A 17,048-nucleotide genomic window follows, 5' to 3' on the forward strand; every position below is an offset into this window, starting at 1 on the left:
AGGGACATTTGTAGCGATGCGGATACCGCCATCGCGGGCAAGCCCGCTCCCACAGGATCGCGCAAAACCTGTGGGAGCGGGCTTGCCCGCGATGAGGCCGGGAAATTCACTAAAGATGCCCCAGCCAGCACCTCAGTCGTTGATCAGTTTCCCAACCCGAATCGGCTCGCGCCCCGCGACTTTCGCCTGCCACGTACCCGGCTGGGTGTAGCGACCACGATCAATGGCAAACAGCACACCGCTGGTCCCGGCGCACACCGTCGTGACCCGGTCGTTCAACGGATCGACCACTTCAAACAGCGCATCGCCCTTCTCCACCCACTCTCCGGAATCTCGCAGGAAACTGACCACGCCATGATGCGGCGCGAACAGGTATTCGGTGCCTTCGAATGGCATGCCTTCGCAGCATTCGCTCGGTGCCGCCGGCCAGGTGCCGTTGATAAAACCCTGCTCGGCAAGAAATCCCAGGATCGCCTCGCAATTGGCCTGGGCCTGATCGACGCGGGTGTCGCCCATGCTGCCCAGCTCCAGCGTCGTCGCCAGGTTGGCCGGTGGAATCGCCGCCTCGGGGAAGGCCCGTGCCAGGCGCAACCACGGCGATGAGCACGACTCGTCGAACGAGCTGCCGCCGGAATCTTCACAGAGCAAAGCGACACCGGCCTTCAAGCGCGCCGCCAGTGACCGCCACTGTGGCCAGTGCTGCGGCAGTGCATAAATATGAATCGCCGCGTCGAAATCGCAGTGCAGGTCGAGGGTGATGTCGGCGTCGCAGGCGTGGCGCAGCAGCAAGCGGTGCATGGCCTCCAATGGCGAAACCGCTGCGGGCAAGTCGTCGAGTACCTGGCCCATGGTCTGACGAATCAACGCGATGTTGGCCTCGGCATCGGCGCCCAGGCGATCACCGATCAACTCGGCCACCGGCGCGCTGAGTTCGACGAACGAACGGTTGAAATTCTTGCCGCTGCCCAGCTCAAAGCGCCCCATGTGGCTGCCTTGCAAGTGCTGATCGAGGCCGATGGGATTGGCCACCGGCACCAGTTCGATGATGCCTTGCAACTGGCCTTGAGTTTCGAGTTCGGTCAGGCGCTTCTTCAATTCCCAGGCAGTGCGCATGCCTGGCAGTTCGTCGGCGTGCAGGCTGGCCTGGATGTACACCTTGCGAGTGCCCGCACCATAACGAAACACGCTGAGTGTGCGTTCGGTACCCAAGTGGCTCCAGGGCAGAGGATGGTCGATGCGTTGCATGGCGGACTCCTGAATGTCTGAACGGTGAGATCACCTGTGGGAGCGAGCCTGCTCGCGATGGCGTACTGACATTCAACATCAATGTCGGCTGACACGACGCCATCGCGAGCAGGCTCGCTCCCACAGGTTTCTCGTTTCAATAGATAGAGAGCATAAAAAAAGTGGCAACCGCGTCAACGGTTGCCACTTTTTTTGAACGGCCGGATTACTCGCCGTAAACGTCGAAATTGAAGTATTTGTCCTGCACTTGCTTGTACTTGCCGTTGGCGCGGATTTCAGTGATGGCGGTGTTGAATTTGTCCGCCAGCTCTTTGTCACCCTTGCGCACAGCGATGCCGGCGCCGCCGCCGAAGTACTTGGCGTCTTCGTAGGTCGGGCCGACAAACGCAAAGCCTTTGCCAGCGTCGGTTTTCAGGAAACCGTCGTCCAGGTTGACCGAGTCAGCCAGCATCGCGTCGAGGCGGCCAGCGACCATGTCCAGGTTGGCTTCCTGCTGGGAGGCGTAACGTACCAGGATAATCCCGGCCGGTTGCAGCACTTCAGTGGCGAAGCGGTCGTGGGTACTGGCGCGCAGCACACCGACTTTCTTGCCCTTGAGTTCGGTCAGCGGGTCCTTGACGTCGGTGCCTTCCTTCATCACGAAGCGCGCCGGGGTGTGGTAGTACTTGATGGTGAAATCGACGTTCTTTTTGCGGTCGTCAGTGATGGTCATGGACGACAGGATCGCGTCGATTTTCTTGACCTTCAGGGCCGGGATCAGGCCGTCGAACTCTTGCTCGACCCACGTGCACTTCACTTTCATCTGCTCGCACAACGCGTCGCCGATGTCGACGTCGAAACCAGTGAGTTTGCCGTCGGGGGTTTTCATCGAGAAGGGCGGGTAACCGGCCTCGATACCGATGCGGATCGGCTTGGCGTCTTCGGCCACAGCGGTCAGGGACAACATCGACAGTGCCAGGGCACCGAACATCACTAGCTTCTTCATTTATAACTCCTGTGTGCGGAGGCTTTTATTGGCAGCGTTCGATTATCAGCTTGCGGTCGGTAGCTTGTGGCTGGTGAAGACCGAAGTGGCCGGCAGTCTAGAGGGGCTTACGGAGGGCAAATTGTGTTTAAGCGACAAATACGTATAGAAAAGTGGCCGGCGGATTACGCCGTTTAGAGGTGTGCGCCATGGCGGTGCAAAGGTTGTCAGACAATCCCTGATTTCAGACAAATCCTACAAGGTATGGGGTGCTAGTCCGACTGACGAGTCGCGCTGGCGATGAAGCATTTTTTGCGGCACATTGCCTTCCCTCCCGCCCCAATAGAGAAACGTGATGCCCACGTTGAACCTGATCCAGCACCACCCTGCCGAAGGCCCCGGCGCGATTGCCAAGTGGGCCGCGTCCCGAGGCGTGGCGCTGAACATCTTTCGCGCAGACCTCGGGCAATTGCCGCCGCCAGGGGCGGCGCCGGTGATTCTGTTGGGCGGGCCCTACGAGTCCAATGCCGGACCGACGTGGCTGGAAGCCGAACGTCAGTGGCTGGCGGGCAGCCTCGATCAGGGCGCTCCGGTGTTCGCCATTTGCCTGGGTGCGCAGTTGTTGGCGCTGAGCCTGGGCGGCACTGTGCGGCGGATGGCGCATAGCGAAACGGGCTGGACCACCGTGACGTTCGTCGAGGGTCAGACGCTGAAGGTGCTGGAGTGGCACGAAGACGCGATTGATCTGCCGCCGAACGCAAAGTTACTGGCCAGCAGTGATCATTGTGAGCAGCAGATGTACCGCGTGGGGCCTACGCGAGTGGGGCTGCAGTTTCATCCAGAGTGGAATGCCGAGTCGGTGGCCCTGCTGAATGAACACTTTGCCAATGAGTCACCGTTGCCACGGGGTGAGCAGGACAGCGCCGCCTATGCCGCCGTGTTCAAGTGGTTGCAGGCGACGCTGGATGGATGGTGGGCTGTAGCGGTTTAAAGCGAAGATCAAAAGATCAACATTCGCAACCGATCACGGCATTGATCGGACGTTCGCCCCCCACACTCAACTCAAACCCTTCATCCAGCCACCCGGTCACGCCGCCGATCATTTCCTTGACCGGGTAACCCAGCGCCGCCAGTTTCACCGCGGCCTTGTTGGCGCCATTGCAGTGCGAACCGGCGCAATAGACCACGAACACGCTGGTTTTCGCGTACGTCGCCAGACCGTCAGCGGTCAGCAGTCGCCCCGGCAGGTTGATCGCTCCCGGCACATGGCCCCGCTCGAACGCGAGCGGACCGCGCACGTCCACCAGGACAAAATCCACCTCGCCGGCCTGTTGGCTGCCATAGACGTCGGAACAATCGGTTTCGAAGGTCAGACGGTTGCTGAAATGCATCAGGGCAATGGCCGATGGGGCGGCGGGAATTGCGCGAACCAGGCTGGTCATGGGTCGTACTCCAAAGTCTCGGTGGGTGTAAGGAGACTTTATCCGCCCGTCGCTGGAGGCTACAGTGGCGCACAAGACACTCACCGGGAACTTTCCGCCAAATGCAGCCCACCCCTGGATTGGTCGTGATTCTGGCCTACGACGGCCTGTGTACCTTCGAATTCGGTATCGCCGTGGAGATCTTTGGCCTGGCGCGGCCGGAATTCGATTTTCCGTGGTACGAGCATCGGATCGCCGCTGTCGATCAAGGCCCGATGCGCGCCATGGGCGGCATTCACGTGCTGGCCGATGGCGGCCTGGAACTGCTCGAGCAAGCCCGGACCATCATCATTCCTGGCTGGCGCGACCGTAGCGCGCCGGTGCCCGAAGCCTTGCTCGCGGCCCTGCGCCAGGCCCATGCCCGCGGCGCGCGGTTGCTGTCGATTTGCTCGGGCGTATTCGTGCTCGCGGCCACCGGATTGCTCGACGGTCACGGCGCCACCACGCATTGGCGCTACGCCACTGAACTGGCCGAGCGTTTCCCGAACATTCTGGTGGACCCGGACGTGCTCTATGTCGATTCCGGTCAACTGATCACCTCGGCTGGCAGTGCGGCAGGTATCGATGCTTGCCTGCATCTGGTGGCGCGGGACTTCGGTACGCAGGTCGCCAACGCAGTGGCGCGACGCCTGGTGATGTCGCCGCAACGCACCGGCGGCCAGGCGCAGTTCATTCCGACACCGGTCAGTCCTACGCCGCGCAGCGATCTTTCGCGCGTGATGCAGTGGGCGCGCGAGCGCTTGCATGAACCGCTGGAAGTGCGCGAATTGGCCAGCGAGGCGGCCATGAGTGAACGGACGTTCCTGCGTCGTTTCACCGAAGCCACGGGCATGCCGCCCAAGGCCTGGTTGCAACATGAACGCCTCGGTCGGGCGCGTGAGTTGCTGGAGAGCACGAGCCACAACACCGATCAGATTGCCGAACGCTGTGGTTATCGTTCGGTGGAAAGTTTCCGGGTGGCGTTTCGTAGCGTGGTCGGGGTGCCGCCGTCGGTGTATCGGGAGCGGTTTGGGCGGGAGGTCAACGTTATTTCTTGAGGTGTCTGGACTGGCCTCATCGCGAGCAGGCTCGCTCCCACATTAGATCGCGTTCGTCCAGCCAACTCGGTTAACTGTGGGAGCGAGCCTGCTCGCGATGAGGCCAGACCAGACACCCTATCCCTCAAGGCTTACGCAACAGATAGGTATCCATAATCCACCCATTGGCCAGCCTCGCAGCCTTGCGCACCCGCTCAATCTCATCCGCCACATCCTTGAGTTTGCCGCTGATGAGGATCTCATCCGGCGTCCCCAGGTAGGCTCCCCAGTAAATCTCTGTCTCCTGATCCGCCACTTGATGGTAGGAATCTTGCGCATCCAGCATCACCACCAAACTGTCGGCATCACTCACCTGCCCCGCTGCCAGGCGCCGGCCCGTGGTGATCTCGATCGAGCGACCGATGCGATTCAGCGGCACCTTATGCTGCGCCGCCAACGCCTGGACGCTGGTGATGCCGGGGATCACGTCAAATTCGAAGTCGCAGCGGCCTGATGCCAGAATCGCCTGCAAGATCCGAATCGTGCTGTCGTACAACGCGGGGTCGCCCCAGACCAGAAAACCGCCGCACTGCTCGTCAGTCATTTCCTCATTGATCAGCCGTTCGAAGGTCAGTTGCTTGGCAAGGTTCAGATCTTCGACGCTGGTCTTGTAGTCCACATCCCCACGCTCGCGCTCCGGGCTGTGGGCCTCGACAAAGCGGTAGTCGCGATCAGTGATGTAGCGCTCGCAGATCTCGCGACGCAGGTCAATCAGCTTGTCCTTGCTCTCTCCCTTGTCCATCAGGAAAAACACGTCGACGAGGTTCAACGCCTTCACCGCCTGCATCGTGATGTAGTCGGGGTTGCCGGCGCCGATACCGATGACCAGAAGTTTTTTCATCAAAATGTTTCCTCAGGGTCCGCGCCCAGGAAGCGTAGCCGCCAGCAGCCGTTGAACCGCAACTCGATGGCCGACAGCGGTTCAACGTCGATAAGGTTGAATGCCGGGCTTTGCAACACGTGCGTCAGCGCAGCGCGAATGACAAACGGATGGGTGATGGCAACGATGTGCCCCGGTGTCGCCGTCAGTGTGGTCAGCCACGCGGCCACGCGCTCAACCAGTTGCGCCACCGACTCACCGCCGTGGGGCGCCGAGTCCGGATCACTGAGCCAGGCCTGGAGCGTTTCCGCTTCGTTTTTTTGCAAATCGTCGATCCGCACACCTTTCCAGCGCCCGAAATCACAGTCACCCAGCGCCGCAACAATCTCCACATCACTGCCGAACAATTCCGCAGTCTGCCGGGTGCGCAGTTCCGGGCCACACACCAGGCGTGGTGTCCCCTTGAACTGGCGGCCACGGGAACCCTTGGCCGATGGCCCATCCATCTCCAGCGGTTCATCCGTAGGAAAACGCGCCAATTTTTGTGCGACGGTTCGTGCGTGGCACATCAGGGTCAAACGGGTTGCCTGCACTGAGGATCACTCTGTTGATAGGAAGGGAAACCGGCATGCCGCCAATAATTGGGCAATTGTGCCGTAAGAAGCGCTTTTCGGGGGTGTTTCGTTTCAACCGGCAACGCTGCTTTTAGACACATTTCATCCGAGAGAAAAGGCTACCTCCGATGCCTCTATAGGCGATGGCCTACAAACTCTGTCGACATACGTGTAGCCCCCGTCAGACGGGCATTTCGCTCCATTCCGGGGCGTGAAAAAAGTGCGCAAAAATTCACTAGACAGGGAGCAAGCTATAAATAAATACTGGTTAAACGGAACATCAATTGAAAACGACACACCCATCCAGCAAGGAGCCCGGATGCCCTCTCTCAACGATATCGACCACCGCCTCCGTTCTCCCAGCGCCAGATACACGTCCAGCCCGCACTTCAACAACCGGAGTGTGAGCTTGGTGCTGCCCGCCTCACGTAACGGCTGAAAAAAAAGAGTGGCGCCTGACCTGTTCAAGCGACCGCCGATTCAACGCGTGGAAACCGACAGTGATAGTCAGGTTCGGTGCCAACCGCCGGGCCCTTTGATACAGGAGTGCATCCATGCTGGCTTTACGTCCAGTCGAGTTAACCGACCTGCCCCAGTTACAGCGGCTTGCTCGCGAAAGCCTGGTAGGCGTCACGTCCTTGCCGGACGATACCGAACGCTTGCGCGAGAGAATTCTCGACTCCTGCGCCTCGTTCGATAAGGACGTCCAGGGTCACGGCCCGGAGAATTACTTCTTCGTGCTGGAAGATCTGAATACCCGGCATTTGGTCGGGTGTTCGGAAATCCTCGCCACCGCCGGTTTCAGCGAGCCGTTCTACAGCCTGCGCAATCGGCACTTCACCAGCGCCTCGCGGGAACTGAACATCGAGCACGGCGTACCGACGCTGTCGTTGTGTCACGACCTCAGTGGCCACACCTTATTGCGCGGGTTTCATATTGACGCGGCATGGGTGCGAACGCCGTTTTCCGAATTGCTGTCTCGGGCGCGGCTGTTGTTCATTGCCGCCCATTCACAGCGCTTTGCCGAAGCGGTGATCACCGAGATCGTCGGCTTCAGCAGCGATGACGGGCGATCGCCGTTCTGGGACGCCGTGGGCAAGCATTTTTTCGACCTGCCCTACGCCGAGGCCGAGCGGCTCTGTGGTCTGGAGAGTCGCACGTTCCTCGCCGAACTGATGCCGCAATACCCGATCTATGTGCCGATGCTGCCCCAAGCGGCGCAGGACTGTATCGGCCGAATCCACCCCGATGGCCAGGAAGCCTTCGATATCCTCGAGTGCGAAGGGTTCGAGACCAACAGCTACGTCGACCTGTTCGATGGCGGGCCGACGCTGTATGCACGCACCTCCAACATCCGCTCGATTGCCCGCAGCCAGACCGGCACGGTAAAACCGGGTTCGCCCATCGATGCCCGTGGCCGCTACCTGGTGAGCAACGACGCGCTGAAGGACTATCGCGCCATCGTCGCCGAACTGGACTATAACGCCGGGCAAACCGTGGTGCTGAGCGAGGACATGTGCGCGGCACTGAACGTGACCGAAGGCAGTGCGATCCGGTTGATCGCCCTGTGAGCATCACCCGGCCCCGTGCCCATCGACGGCGCCCGAGCAGGCGCGAAGAAGGAGCTGCATCATGATTGTCCGTCCGGTTCACGTCACCGACCTGCCCGCCTTGCTGGCACTGGTGCGGCAGGCCGGTCGCGGGTTGAGCACCCTGCCGGCCAACGAAGAGCGCCTGGCCCACCGGTTGCGCTGGGCGCAACGGACCTTCGCCGAACAGGTCGAGCGCGCCGATGCCGATTACCTGTTCGTGCTCGAAGACGACGATCAGCAAGTGGTGGGTGTCAGTGCCCTGTCGGGGGCCGTTGGCCTGCGCGAGCCCTGGTACAACTACCGGGTCGGGTTGACGGTCAGCTCGTCACCGGACCTGGGCATCCAGCGGCAAATCCCGACATTGTTCCTGAACAATGAAATGACCGGGCAATCGGAAATCTGCTCGCTGTTCCTGCGACCGGATCAACGCCAAGGTAATAACGGTCGGTTGCTGTCATTGGCGCGCCTGTTGTTTGTTGCCGAGTATCCGCACCTGTTCGGCGACAAACTCATCGCTGAATTGCGAGGCAGTGCCGACGAACAAGGCTGCTCGCCGTTCTGGGACAGTCTCGGCCGGCACTTTTTCAAGATGGATTTCAACCACGCCGATCACTTGTCGGGGCTGGGCAGCAAATCGTTCATCGCTGAACTGATGCCACGCCAACCGCTCTACACCTGCCTGCTCACCGAACAGGCCCAAGCGGTGATCGGCAAGGCTCACCCGAACACCGAACCGGCCCTGAAAATCCTCACGGCCGAAGGTTTTGCCCACAAAGGCTACATCGACATCTTCGACGCAGGCCCGGTGATCGAGGCGCCGATCCCGAAAATCCGCACCGTACGTGACAGCCAATCCCTGGTGCTGGCCATCGGCGCACCGGACGACGAAGCGCCGGCCTGGCTGATCCACAATCGACGTCTGGAAAACTGCCGCATCACCGCCGCCCCGGCGCGAAGGGTGGGCAACAGCCTGATCGTCGACCGCCTCACCGCCAAACGCCTGCAACTGCAACCCGGCAACTCGGTACGCGCCGTACCTCTGCTCAATCAACAGCAACAAGCCGCTGCCGCGTGAAGTGTCGCAGCTGCCGAACGCTGCGCTCGGCTGCGAAGCAGCCGTAAAACCTCACGCCTCGGTCTTTCAAACCGAAATCCTCCTTCCCAAGCGCATCCTGTTTGCGAGCGCTTCGCACTCGAACGCAGCCTTCGGCAGCTGCTACAGGGGGCCGTGTGATGGCTGAGGTTTGTGTCCTTCCTGTTAGAAAGCATCGTCGGTGATGAGGTTATTTTGTTAAATTCGTCATCATTCTCCCCCCGTCCCCGTGATAGCCTTTTGTTCCTTCGGCGTTGACACTTTTGTTCAAGCCCTTCCATTCCATTGGTGGAACACATATGTCCAGGCTTTCTCATCAAGATTTGCGCCGTAACTTTCGCGAGCTGTTCGCCTCCAACGCCTGCTACCACACGGCGTCAGTCTTCGACCCGATGTCGGCCCGTATTGCCGCTGATCTGGGTTTTGAAGTGGGGATTCTCGGCGGCTCGGTTGCGTCGTTGCAGGTACTGGGCGCCCCGGACTTTGCCTTGATCACCCTCAGCGAGTTCGCCGAACAGGCCACCCGCATCGGCCGTGTGGCGCAATTGCCGGTCATCGCCGACGCTGACCACGGCTACGGCAACGCACTCAACGTCATGCGCACCATCGTCGAGCTCGAACGCGCCGGCATCGCCGCCCTGACGATTGAAGACACGCTGCTGCCGGCGCAATTCGGCCGCAAGTCCACCGACCTGATCGGGGTGGCAGAAGGCGTCGGCAAGATTCGTGCGGCACTGGAAGCCCGCTGCGACTCGGAGATGGCGATTATCGCCCGAACCCACGCAGGGATTTTGCCGGTCCAGGAAATCATCAGCCGCACCCAGCAATATCAGGCGGCGGGCGCGGACGGCATTTGCATGGTGGGGATTCAGGACTTCAATCATCTGGAACAGATTGCCGAGCACCTGAGCGTGCCGCTGATGCTGGTCACCTACGGCAACCCGGCGCTACGCGACGACAAGCGCCTGGCCGAACTGGGCGTGCGCGTCACTATCGATGGGCATGGTGCGTACTTTGCGGCGATCAAGGCGACGTACGACAGCCTGCGCGAACAACGGCAGATTTTTACCGAGGCATCGGATTTGAGCGCGACCGAACTGACGCATACCTACACCCAGCCTGAGGATTACATCCGTTGGGCAGAAGAGTTTATGCGGGTTAAGGAATAATGGTTCAGTGAGTTTGACGGTGTGAACCGATCTGACGCCATCCATCGCGAGCAGGCTCGCTCCCACAGTGGATTGTCGGTGGACACCTGATTTGTGTACGCCAGTGATCAAATGTGGGAGCGAGCCTGCTCGCGAAGGCGTCAGTCGCTACAACGCTACAGCGCAGCCTTGACGCCTCGCTTACTTCTTGGCCAACTCCATAATCATCCGCGACAACAGATAAATCCGCGGCGCCACGCTCTCGACCTCGGCATATTCTTCAGGCGTATGAATATTCCCGCCAACAATGCCGAACCCATCCAGCGTCGGCGTCCCCACTCCCGCAGACAGGCTCGCATCCGCCGCCCCACCGCTTCCTTCCTCGGTCAACTTGCGGCCGATCTCGCCGTATATCCCCTGCGCCATCGCCATCAACCGATCCGATTCCGGTGTCTGCGGCATCGGCGGCAAGCCACGCTGCAGGGTGGTGGTGACTTCGGTATCGGCAATCAACTTGTCCTTCGAAACCCGCGCCAGGTCCTTCTCGATCCGGTCAAACTCTTCCGGCACCGCCGCCCGCACGTCGGCCTTGGCCGTGGCCTGGTCCGGGATCACGTTGGTCCGGTCGCCGGCCTTGATCACGGTGAAATTGATGGTGGTTTTCTTCGCTTCATCGCCCAGTTTGCCGAGCTGCAAAATCTGGTGTGCTGCCTCCATGGCTGCGTTGCGACCCAGTTCCGGTGCGACACCGGCGTGAGCCGCCTTGCCTTTGACCTCGACGACTGCGGTCGCGCTGCCCTTGCGCCAGACCACCAGGCCATCCGCCGGACGACCGGGTTCGAGGTTAAGGGTGACGTCGTGAGCCTTGGCGGTTTTCTTGATCAGGTCGGTGGCGACGTCGGAGCCGGTTTCTTCGCTGGCGTCGAGCAGGAAGGTGATTTGCGCGTAGTCCTTGAAGTCGAGGTTTTTCAGGACTTTCAGCGCATAGATCCCGGCGACGATACCGCCCTTGTCGTCCATCACACCCGGCCCGTAGGCGCGACCGTCCTTGATGTGAAACGGACGTTCGGCGGCAGAGCCTTCCTTGAACACGGTGTCCATGTGCGCCATCAGCAGGATTTTCGCCTTGCCGGTGCCTTTCAGGGTTGCGATCACATGGCTGCTTTTATCCGGCGTGTTCGCTACACGTTCGATGGTAAAGCCGAGTTTTTTCAGTTCATCAACGGCGATGTCGCTGACTTGAGTCAGGCCCGGCTCATAACCGGAACCGGAGTCGATGTTCACCAGCCGTTCCAGCAATTTCAGGGCTTCGCCCTTGTACTGTTCGGCGTCGGCGAGGACTTGTTTGTGCGGTTCGGCGAAGGCGGCGGGAGCGAAGGCACCGAGCGCGAGGGTCAGGCCCAGGCTGGTGGCCAGCAGGGAACGAGGGAGTTTGAACGTCATGAATCGATCCTTGTTTCGTGTCGGGGAGCTCAAACCCTACCTGACTCAGCGGCGCGGCTCTATACCGAAAGCGACGCACATGGACCTGATTGACCAAGGATTTCATTGTGGTGAAGGGTCAGACCGGATCGAGTAACTCGTCGTGATGCGACCTGCCGTCGCCGCAGCAGATGACCCGATTGCGTCCCGTGGATTTGGCTTCGTACAGCGCCTGGTCGGCGTCGTTGAGCCACAGGGTCGCGTCGGTGTGGGCCGGGTTGAAGGCGGCCAGGCCGATACTGAGGCTGACTTTCAGCGCCGGGCTCTGCTCGTAACCCAGGGTGGCGAAGCGATCACGCAGGGCATCCATGGCGGCAGCGGCACTGTTGAGCGGAAGGTCCGGGAGGATCACGCAAAACTCATCACCGCCATAGCGGCCGGCGACATCGGCCGCCCGCAGGTTCTGCTTGAGCATCTTGCTCAGCTGACGCAGGACGATGTCCCCGGCAACATGGCCGTAGGTGTCATTGATGGTTTTGAAATGGTCGATGTCGATCAGTGCAATCGCCCCGCCCTGTTGCTGGCGCTGGCAACGCTGGAACTCGACGTCCAGCCGATCCTTCCAGGCGCCGTGGTTCAGCAGGCCGGTGAGGCTGTCGGTGCGGCTCAGGGCCAGCAGTTCACGCTTTTGCCGACCGAGCATGTGCGCCTGGCGAAAGCAGATCCAGCCCAGCGCCAGCGGATACAACCCCATCAAGGGTAAACAGGCGTACAGCTGCAGTTGACTGGTTTCAGGGATAAAGAGTGGTGTGAATATCAACCAGCCGACGCCGACGCCCAGAATTTGCGCGACGGTGCCCGCCAGCAGGAATCGCAAACCACCGATGGACACATTGTTCATCGCCATCATGGAAATGGTGGTCGCGCTGGGCAGCGGATTGAAGTGCATGGCGGCGACCCAGAAACCACCCATAAACGCATCGACCAGCAAATTGCGATGTTCGGCGTGATAGGGAACCTTCGCCCGGCGCGCCCATTGATAGGCCAGGTGTGGCCAGATAAAAGCATTGAACAGCATCACCACCCAAACCCACGGTGCCGGGTTCAGCGGGTACATCGCCGCGCCCACACAAAGCAGCCCGAGGGCCAACCCCAGGGTTCGCGATGTATAGAGCCTCTTGGCCAATGAAAATCCTTTTCCTCCGGTCTTTCCCATAGGGCCTCTGTGCCACTGAACGGAACCTGATAACACCGGGCCTGCATGTGTGTCGGGAAGTCTATCAGGGCAACGTTAAATAGCCATCTCCGGCCGGCAGTCTGAATATCGCGCTATGCGTGTAGGAGCGAGCGGTGCGGCGATCCGACTTGCCCGCTCCTACAAGAGCAAACGGGTTTCCACAGTTTGCTATACATGAAGGGAGGGTTCGATCGACAACGATGACAAAGGAAGCCCATGCAAACCTTTCAAGTGTTGATCATCGGCAGCGGTTTTGGCGGTCAGTGCGCGGCGATCAATTTGTTGAACGCCGGCATCGGCGATTTTCGCCTGCTGGAACGGCGGGACTTTTTCGGCGGCACCTGGTGCCAGAATACCTACCCCGGCGCCGCGGTTGATGTGCCCTCGCCGCTCTACTCGCTGTCCTTCGCCCCTTATCGCTGGACGCAGATGTTCGCCGAACAGGCCGAACTGCACCACTACACCCAATACGTGGTGGAACATTTCGGCCTGCGCGACAAGGTGGAACTGCAGGCCAATGTCGAGCGCATCGAATGGGATGACGAGCGCAAACACTGGGCAGTCCATACCGCCAGCAAAGGCACGTACTATGCGCAGTTCCTGATCAATGCCACCGGGCCGCTGAGCCAACCGGTGGTCCCGCGTTTCGAGGGCCAGGAACGGTTTCGGGGCAAGACTTTTCACACCAATAACTGGGATCACACCTACGACTATCGGCAAAAACGCGTAGCGATTGTCGGCAGTGGCGCCAGTGCGGCCCAGGTCATTCCGGCGATTGCGCCGCAGGTCGAGCGCTTGCATGTGTTCCAGCGCACGCCCCATTGGGTATTGCCCCGCGCCGATCGCACGTTTGGCCGGTTCCAGCGCTGGCTGCTGGGCCTGAAACCGGCCTACACACTGTTGCGCTGGATGATTTACTGGCAGTGCGAAAGCCGAGTGATTGGCTTCAAGTATTCGAAATTAGCGATCCGCATCGTCCAGCGACACGCCTTGCGGTTTCTCAAACGGCAAGTGCCCGACCCGGAACTTCGGCGAAAACTGACGCCGGATTACACCATTGGCTGTAAACGAGTCATCCTCTCAAACACCCTGTACCCGGCACTCGGCCGCAATAACGTGACGCTGCACAGCCGCGAGCAAGGCATCGCTTCGATCGACGAAACCGGGATTCTCACTCAGGACGGCCAGCACATCGACGTCGACCTGATTGTGTGGTCCACCGGTTACGACGCCACCGACGGGGTGATTTCCTACCCCGTCATCGGCAAAAACGGCACCCGACTTACAGACTTCTGGGCCCAGTACCCGCGAGCCTATCTGGGCACCAGCCTGCCGGACTTCCCCAACCTGTTCATCGTCACCGGGCCGAACACCGGCATTGGCCATACGTCGGCGCTATTCATCATCGAATCCCAGATGAATTACATCCTCGATTGCATCCGCACACTGAAAGATCAAGGTTTGCGCAGTATCGAAGTACGCCCCGAAGCGGAACGTACCTACACTGAGATGATTCATCGAGAGATGAAACGTACCGTGTGGAAGTCCGGAGGCTGCCACAGTTGGTATCAAAGCAAGAGCGGTCATGTGATTGCTATATTTCCGGGGTTCAGTTTCAGCTATCACCGGTTGACCCGGGCGCTGAAACCCGCCGATCACATTTTGTCCTGATTTTGTAGAAGGAAGTCGCCTGATGCTTGTGTTGGTTGTCGCAATCGCGGTTTTCGCGGCCTGGAGCTGGTTGAGTTACCCGGCCATCGGGCATTGGCTCTATAACCTGAATATGGCGGTGGAGGCCAAGCTGTATCGGCTGCACAAGATTGTCGTGCCGATTGCCGAGATGACCGTCTCCACCTGGCAGGGCGGGCCGTACGAAGCCTCCAGCAGTGTGCTGATGCTTCACGGTTTCAGTGCCGACAAAAACATCTGGCTGCGCTTTGCCCGGCACTTTGTCGGCAACTATCGGGTGATCATCCCCGACATCGCCGGCCATGGCGAAACCGGCTTCAAGGCGGGCGGCGGCTACGACATTCCCTTGCAGGCGAAACGGATGATCCAGTTGCTCGACGTCTGCGGCGTCGAGAAGGTCCATGTGATCGGCAACTCCATGGGCGGCTACATGGCGGCGTGGCTCGCGGCCACTTACCCGGATCGCATTGTTTCGGTGGCCCTGATCGACCCGGCCGGCGTCACCGCCCCCGAAGCCAGCGACCTGGAGCGGCATCTGGCCAAGGGGCATAACCCGTTTTTGATTAACTCCCGGGAAGAATTCCGCCGTCTCTATGCCATGACCATGGCCGAACCACCGTGGGTGCCGGGGGTGGTGCTGGACGCTATTGCCCAGCGATATGAACAGTGTCGCGATGAGCTGGAAGAGATCTTCAACGACTTCCGCGCCAGCCCGCCGATGGAGCCGAAACTCCCCGACATCAAGGCCCCGGCGCTGTTGCTGTGGGGGCACAAGGATCGCTTGATCGATGTCAGCAGCGTGGCGATCTGGAGCAAAGGCATCGAAAATCTGCGAGTGGAAGTCTGGGACCACATCGGTCACATGCCGATGGTGGAACTGCCCACGAGCACGGCGCGCCTGTATGGGGAATTTTTGTCATCGCTGCGTTCGGAAAGCCGTTCTCACCTATAACCGCTGCCAACATTCTTTGTAGCAGCTGTCGAGCCTGCGAGGCTGCGTTCGGCTGCGAAGCAGTCATGAAATCAAGCACCGCGGTGTGTCAGTAGGAACGTGCATGCAGGTTTTGCGACTGCTTCGCAGCCGAACGCAGCCTCGCAGGCTCGACAGCTGCTACAGGTGATCAGGAATTACATCCAGCAGTCCTTTGCAGAATGAAGTCCGTCAGAAACTTCGTTTGTCGGCGTCGTTGAAGGCTGCGATCTTTTCTCACATCCTTTAAGTCATCGCGCCAGGAATTTTTTTCATGAGCCACCCGAACTTCGTCAGCCCTGACCTGATCCGCCAACGCTTCTCCAAAGCGATGTCCGACATGTACCGCGAAGAAGTGCCGCTGTACGGCGCGCTGATGGAACTGGTGGAACAGACCAACCGCCATGTGCTGGAAAGCGATCCACAAGTGGCTCAACAGTTGAACAGCACCGGCGAAATCCAGCGCCTGGACAGGGAGCGTCATGGTGCCATTCGCGTTGGCACCGCTCATGAACTGGCGACCCTCGCGCGACTGTTCGCCGTCATGGGCATGCAACCCGTGGGTTATTACGACCTGACGCCGGCCGGCGTACCGGTGCACTCCACGGCTTTTCGCGCCGTGCATGAAGCGGCGTTGCAGGTCAGCCCGTTCCGCGTTTTCACCTCGCTGCTGCGCCTGGAACTGATCGAAGAACTGGATCTGCGGGCCTTCGCCCAGTCAGTGCTGGATAAACGTTCGATTTTCACCCCGGTGGCGCTGATCCTCATCGAACGCGCGGAGACCCAGGGCGGACTCACTGAACAAGAGGCCGAGGATTTCGTCGTACAGGCGCTGGAAACTTTTCGCTGGCACCACAGCGCTACCGTCACCGCCGAGCAATACCAGACACTCAGCGCCCAGCATCGACTGATCGCCGATGTGGTGGCGTTCAAAGGCCCGCACATCAACCACCTGACCCCGCGCACCCTGGACATCGACATCGTCCAGGCGCAAATGCCGGCGCACGGCATCACTCCCAAAGCGGTGATCGAAGGCCCACCCCGCCGGCAGTGCCCGATCCTGCTGCGCCAAACGAGTTTCAAGGCCCTGGACGAGCCGATTGCCTTCAGCGATCAAACCGAGACGCGCGGCAGCCACAGCGCGCGCTTCGGTGAAATCGAGCAACGCGGCGCCGCCCTCACCCCCAAAGGCCGGGCGCTTTACGACCGCTTGCTCAACGCCGCCCGGGACGAACTCAAGGACTTCCCCAACGAGGCCAACGCCGAGCGCTACAACACGCTGATGGCCCAGCACTTTGGCGAATTCCCTGACACCTATGAAGGCATGCGCCGACAGGAACTGGCGTACTTTCGCTACTTCGTCACGGAAAAAGGCCGGGCGGCGGAGGAACTGAAAACCTTGTCGCTGGAAGACTTGCTCAGCGGCGGCTATTTGCAGGTTGAACCGCTGGTGTACGAAGACTTCCTGCCGGTCAGTGCGGCGGGGATTTTTCAGTCGAACCTGGGGGATGCAGCACAAACCCACTACGGGGTGCATTCGAATCAGCAGGCGTTCGAGAAGGCGCTGGGGCGGCCGACTATTGACGAGTTGGGCTTGTATGCCGAGACGCAGCGGCGCTCCATCGAGCAGTGTTTCGCCGCATTAACTGCCTGAGGCATAGCACGACCTGAAGCAGCTGGCGCAGGCTGCGCCAGCT

15 protein-coding genes are annotated in these 17,048 nt (G+C 60.2%); 8 read left to right on the plus strand and 7 right to left on the minus strand.

Annotated elements, in window-relative coordinates; translation table 11 throughout:
* Positions 1 to 132: 132 nt before the first annotated feature.
* Together ACA057_RS19885 and ACA057_RS19890 are read right to left on the minus strand one after the other, a co-directional pair.
* Positions 133 to 1,245 carry a succinylglutamate desuccinylase/aspartoacylase family protein gene (locus ACA057_RS19885; protein ID WP_497341626.1) on the minus strand — a complete coding sequence of 371 codons (1,113 nt, stop codon included), beginning with the start codon at positions 1,243 to 1,245 and terminating at the stop codon, positions 133 to 135.
* A gap of 205 nt (positions 1,246 to 1,450) precedes the next feature.
* On the minus strand, positions 1,451 to 2,230 hold the full coding sequence (locus ACA057_RS19890) for an ABC transporter substrate-binding protein (RefSeq protein ID WP_497341628.1): 780 nt from the start codon (positions 2,228 to 2,230) through the stop codon (positions 1,451 to 1,453).
* A 334-nt stretch (positions 2,231 to 2,564) separates the two neighbouring features.
* Here ACA057_RS19890 and ACA057_RS19895 point away from each other — a divergent pair, with 334 nt between their 5' ends.
* The gene (locus ACA057_RS19895) at positions 2,565 to 3,200 is read left to right on the plus strand and encodes a type 1 glutamine amidotransferase (protein WP_497341630.1); all 636 of its coding nucleotides are present in this window, start codon (positions 2,565 to 2,567) and stop codon (positions 3,198 to 3,200) included.
* A gap of 16 nt (positions 3,201 to 3,216) precedes the next feature.
* Here the strand turns inward: ACA057_RS19895 and ACA057_RS19900 are convergent, their stop codons facing one another.
* On the minus strand, positions 3,217 to 3,651 hold the full coding sequence (locus ACA057_RS19900; RefSeq protein WP_497341632.1) for a rhodanese-like domain-containing protein: 435 nt from the start codon (positions 3,649 to 3,651) through the stop codon (positions 3,217 to 3,219).
* Between the two features lie 101 nt (positions 3,652 to 3,752).
* On the opposite strand from ACA057_RS19900, the gene ftrA reads away from it, so the two are divergent.
* Positions 3,753 to 4,727, plus strand: coding sequence for a transcriptional regulator FtrA (ftrA, locus tag ACA057_RS19905; protein WP_497341634.1), 975 nt, complete (start codon positions 3,753 to 3,755; stop codon positions 4,725 to 4,727).
* 124 nt (positions 4,728 to 4,851) lie between these two features.
* Here ftrA and cobF read toward each other — a convergent pair whose 3' ends face one another.
* Both cobF and ACA057_RS19915 read right to left on the minus strand, forming a co-directional pair.
* Positions 4,852 to 5,607: a precorrin-6A synthase (deacetylating) gene (cobF, locus tag ACA057_RS19910; RefSeq protein WP_497341636.1), complete on the minus strand. Its 756-nt coding sequence runs from the start codon at positions 5,605 to 5,607 to the stop codon at positions 4,852 to 4,854.
* Complete coding sequence (locus ACA057_RS19915; protein WP_497341638.1) at positions 5,607 to 6,179, minus strand: histidine phosphatase family protein; 573 nt, start codon at positions 6,177 to 6,179, stop codon at positions 5,607 to 5,609. The genes cobF and ACA057_RS19915 overlap by 1 nt, the downstream gene beginning before the upstream one ends.
* A 575-nt stretch (positions 6,180 to 6,754) precedes the next feature.
* Here ACA057_RS19915 and ACA057_RS19920 point away from each other — a divergent pair.
* The 3 genes from ACA057_RS19920 (at position 6,755) to ACA057_RS19930 (ending at position 10,054) form a co-directional block, all read left to right on the plus strand.
* The gene (locus tag ACA057_RS19920) at positions 6,755 to 7,771 is read left to right on the plus strand and encodes an arginine N-succinyltransferase (protein WP_497341640.1); all 1,017 of its coding nucleotides are present in this window, start codon (positions 6,755 to 6,757) and stop codon (positions 7,769 to 7,771) included.
* 61 nt (positions 7,772 to 7,832) lie between these two features.
* Complete coding sequence (gene astA / locus ACA057_RS19925) at positions 7,833 to 8,867, plus strand: arginine N-succinyltransferase (protein ID WP_497341642.1); 1,035 nt, start codon at positions 7,833 to 7,835, stop codon at positions 8,865 to 8,867.
* Between the two features lie 317 nt (positions 8,868 to 9,184).
* Positions 9,185 to 10,054, plus strand: a complete 870-nt coding sequence (locus ACA057_RS19930) for an isocitrate lyase/PEP mutase family protein (protein ID WP_059402873.1) — start codon at positions 9,185 to 9,187, stop codon at positions 10,052 to 10,054.
* A gap of 180 nt (positions 10,055 to 10,234) precedes the next feature.
* Here the strand turns inward: ACA057_RS19930 and ACA057_RS19935 are convergent, their stop codons facing one another.
* Entirely contained in the window at positions 10,235 to 11,476 is a 1,242-nt protein-coding gene (locus ACA057_RS19935) for a M20/M25/M40 family metallo-hydrolase (protein ID WP_497341644.1), read from the minus strand.
* Positions 11,477 to 11,594: 118 nt separating this feature from the next.
* The gene (locus tag ACA057_RS19940; RefSeq protein ID WP_497341646.1) at positions 11,595 to 12,671 is read right to left on the minus strand and encodes a diguanylate cyclase; all 1,077 of its coding nucleotides are present in this window, start codon (positions 12,669 to 12,671) and stop codon (positions 11,595 to 11,597) included.
* A gap of 237 nt (positions 12,672 to 12,908) precedes the next feature.
* On the opposite strand from ACA057_RS19940, the gene ACA057_RS19945 reads away from it, so the two are divergent.
* The 3 genes from ACA057_RS19945 (at position 12,909) to hglS (ending at position 17,005) form a co-directional block, all read left to right on the plus strand.
* Positions 12,909 to 14,363 carry a flavin-containing monooxygenase gene (locus ACA057_RS19945; protein WP_497341648.1) on the plus strand — a complete coding sequence of 485 codons (1,455 nt, stop codon included), beginning with the start codon at positions 12,909 to 12,911 and terminating at the stop codon, positions 14,361 to 14,363.
* Between the two features lie 22 nt (positions 14,364 to 14,385).
* Positions 14,386 to 15,333, plus strand: coding sequence for an alpha/beta fold hydrolase (locus ACA057_RS19950; RefSeq protein WP_497341650.1), 948 nt, complete (start codon positions 14,386 to 14,388; stop codon positions 15,331 to 15,333).
* Positions 15,334 to 15,625: 292 nt separating this feature from the next.
* Positions 15,626 to 17,005, plus strand: a complete 1,380-nt coding sequence (hglS, locus tag ACA057_RS19955; protein ID WP_497341652.1) for a 2-oxoadipate dioxygenase/decarboxylase HglS — start codon at positions 15,626 to 15,628, stop codon at positions 17,003 to 17,005.
* The last annotated feature ends 43 nt before the right edge of the window (positions 17,006 to 17,048 follow it).

The sequence above is a fragment of the Pseudomonas sp. LBUM1661 genome (assembly GCF_059695925.1).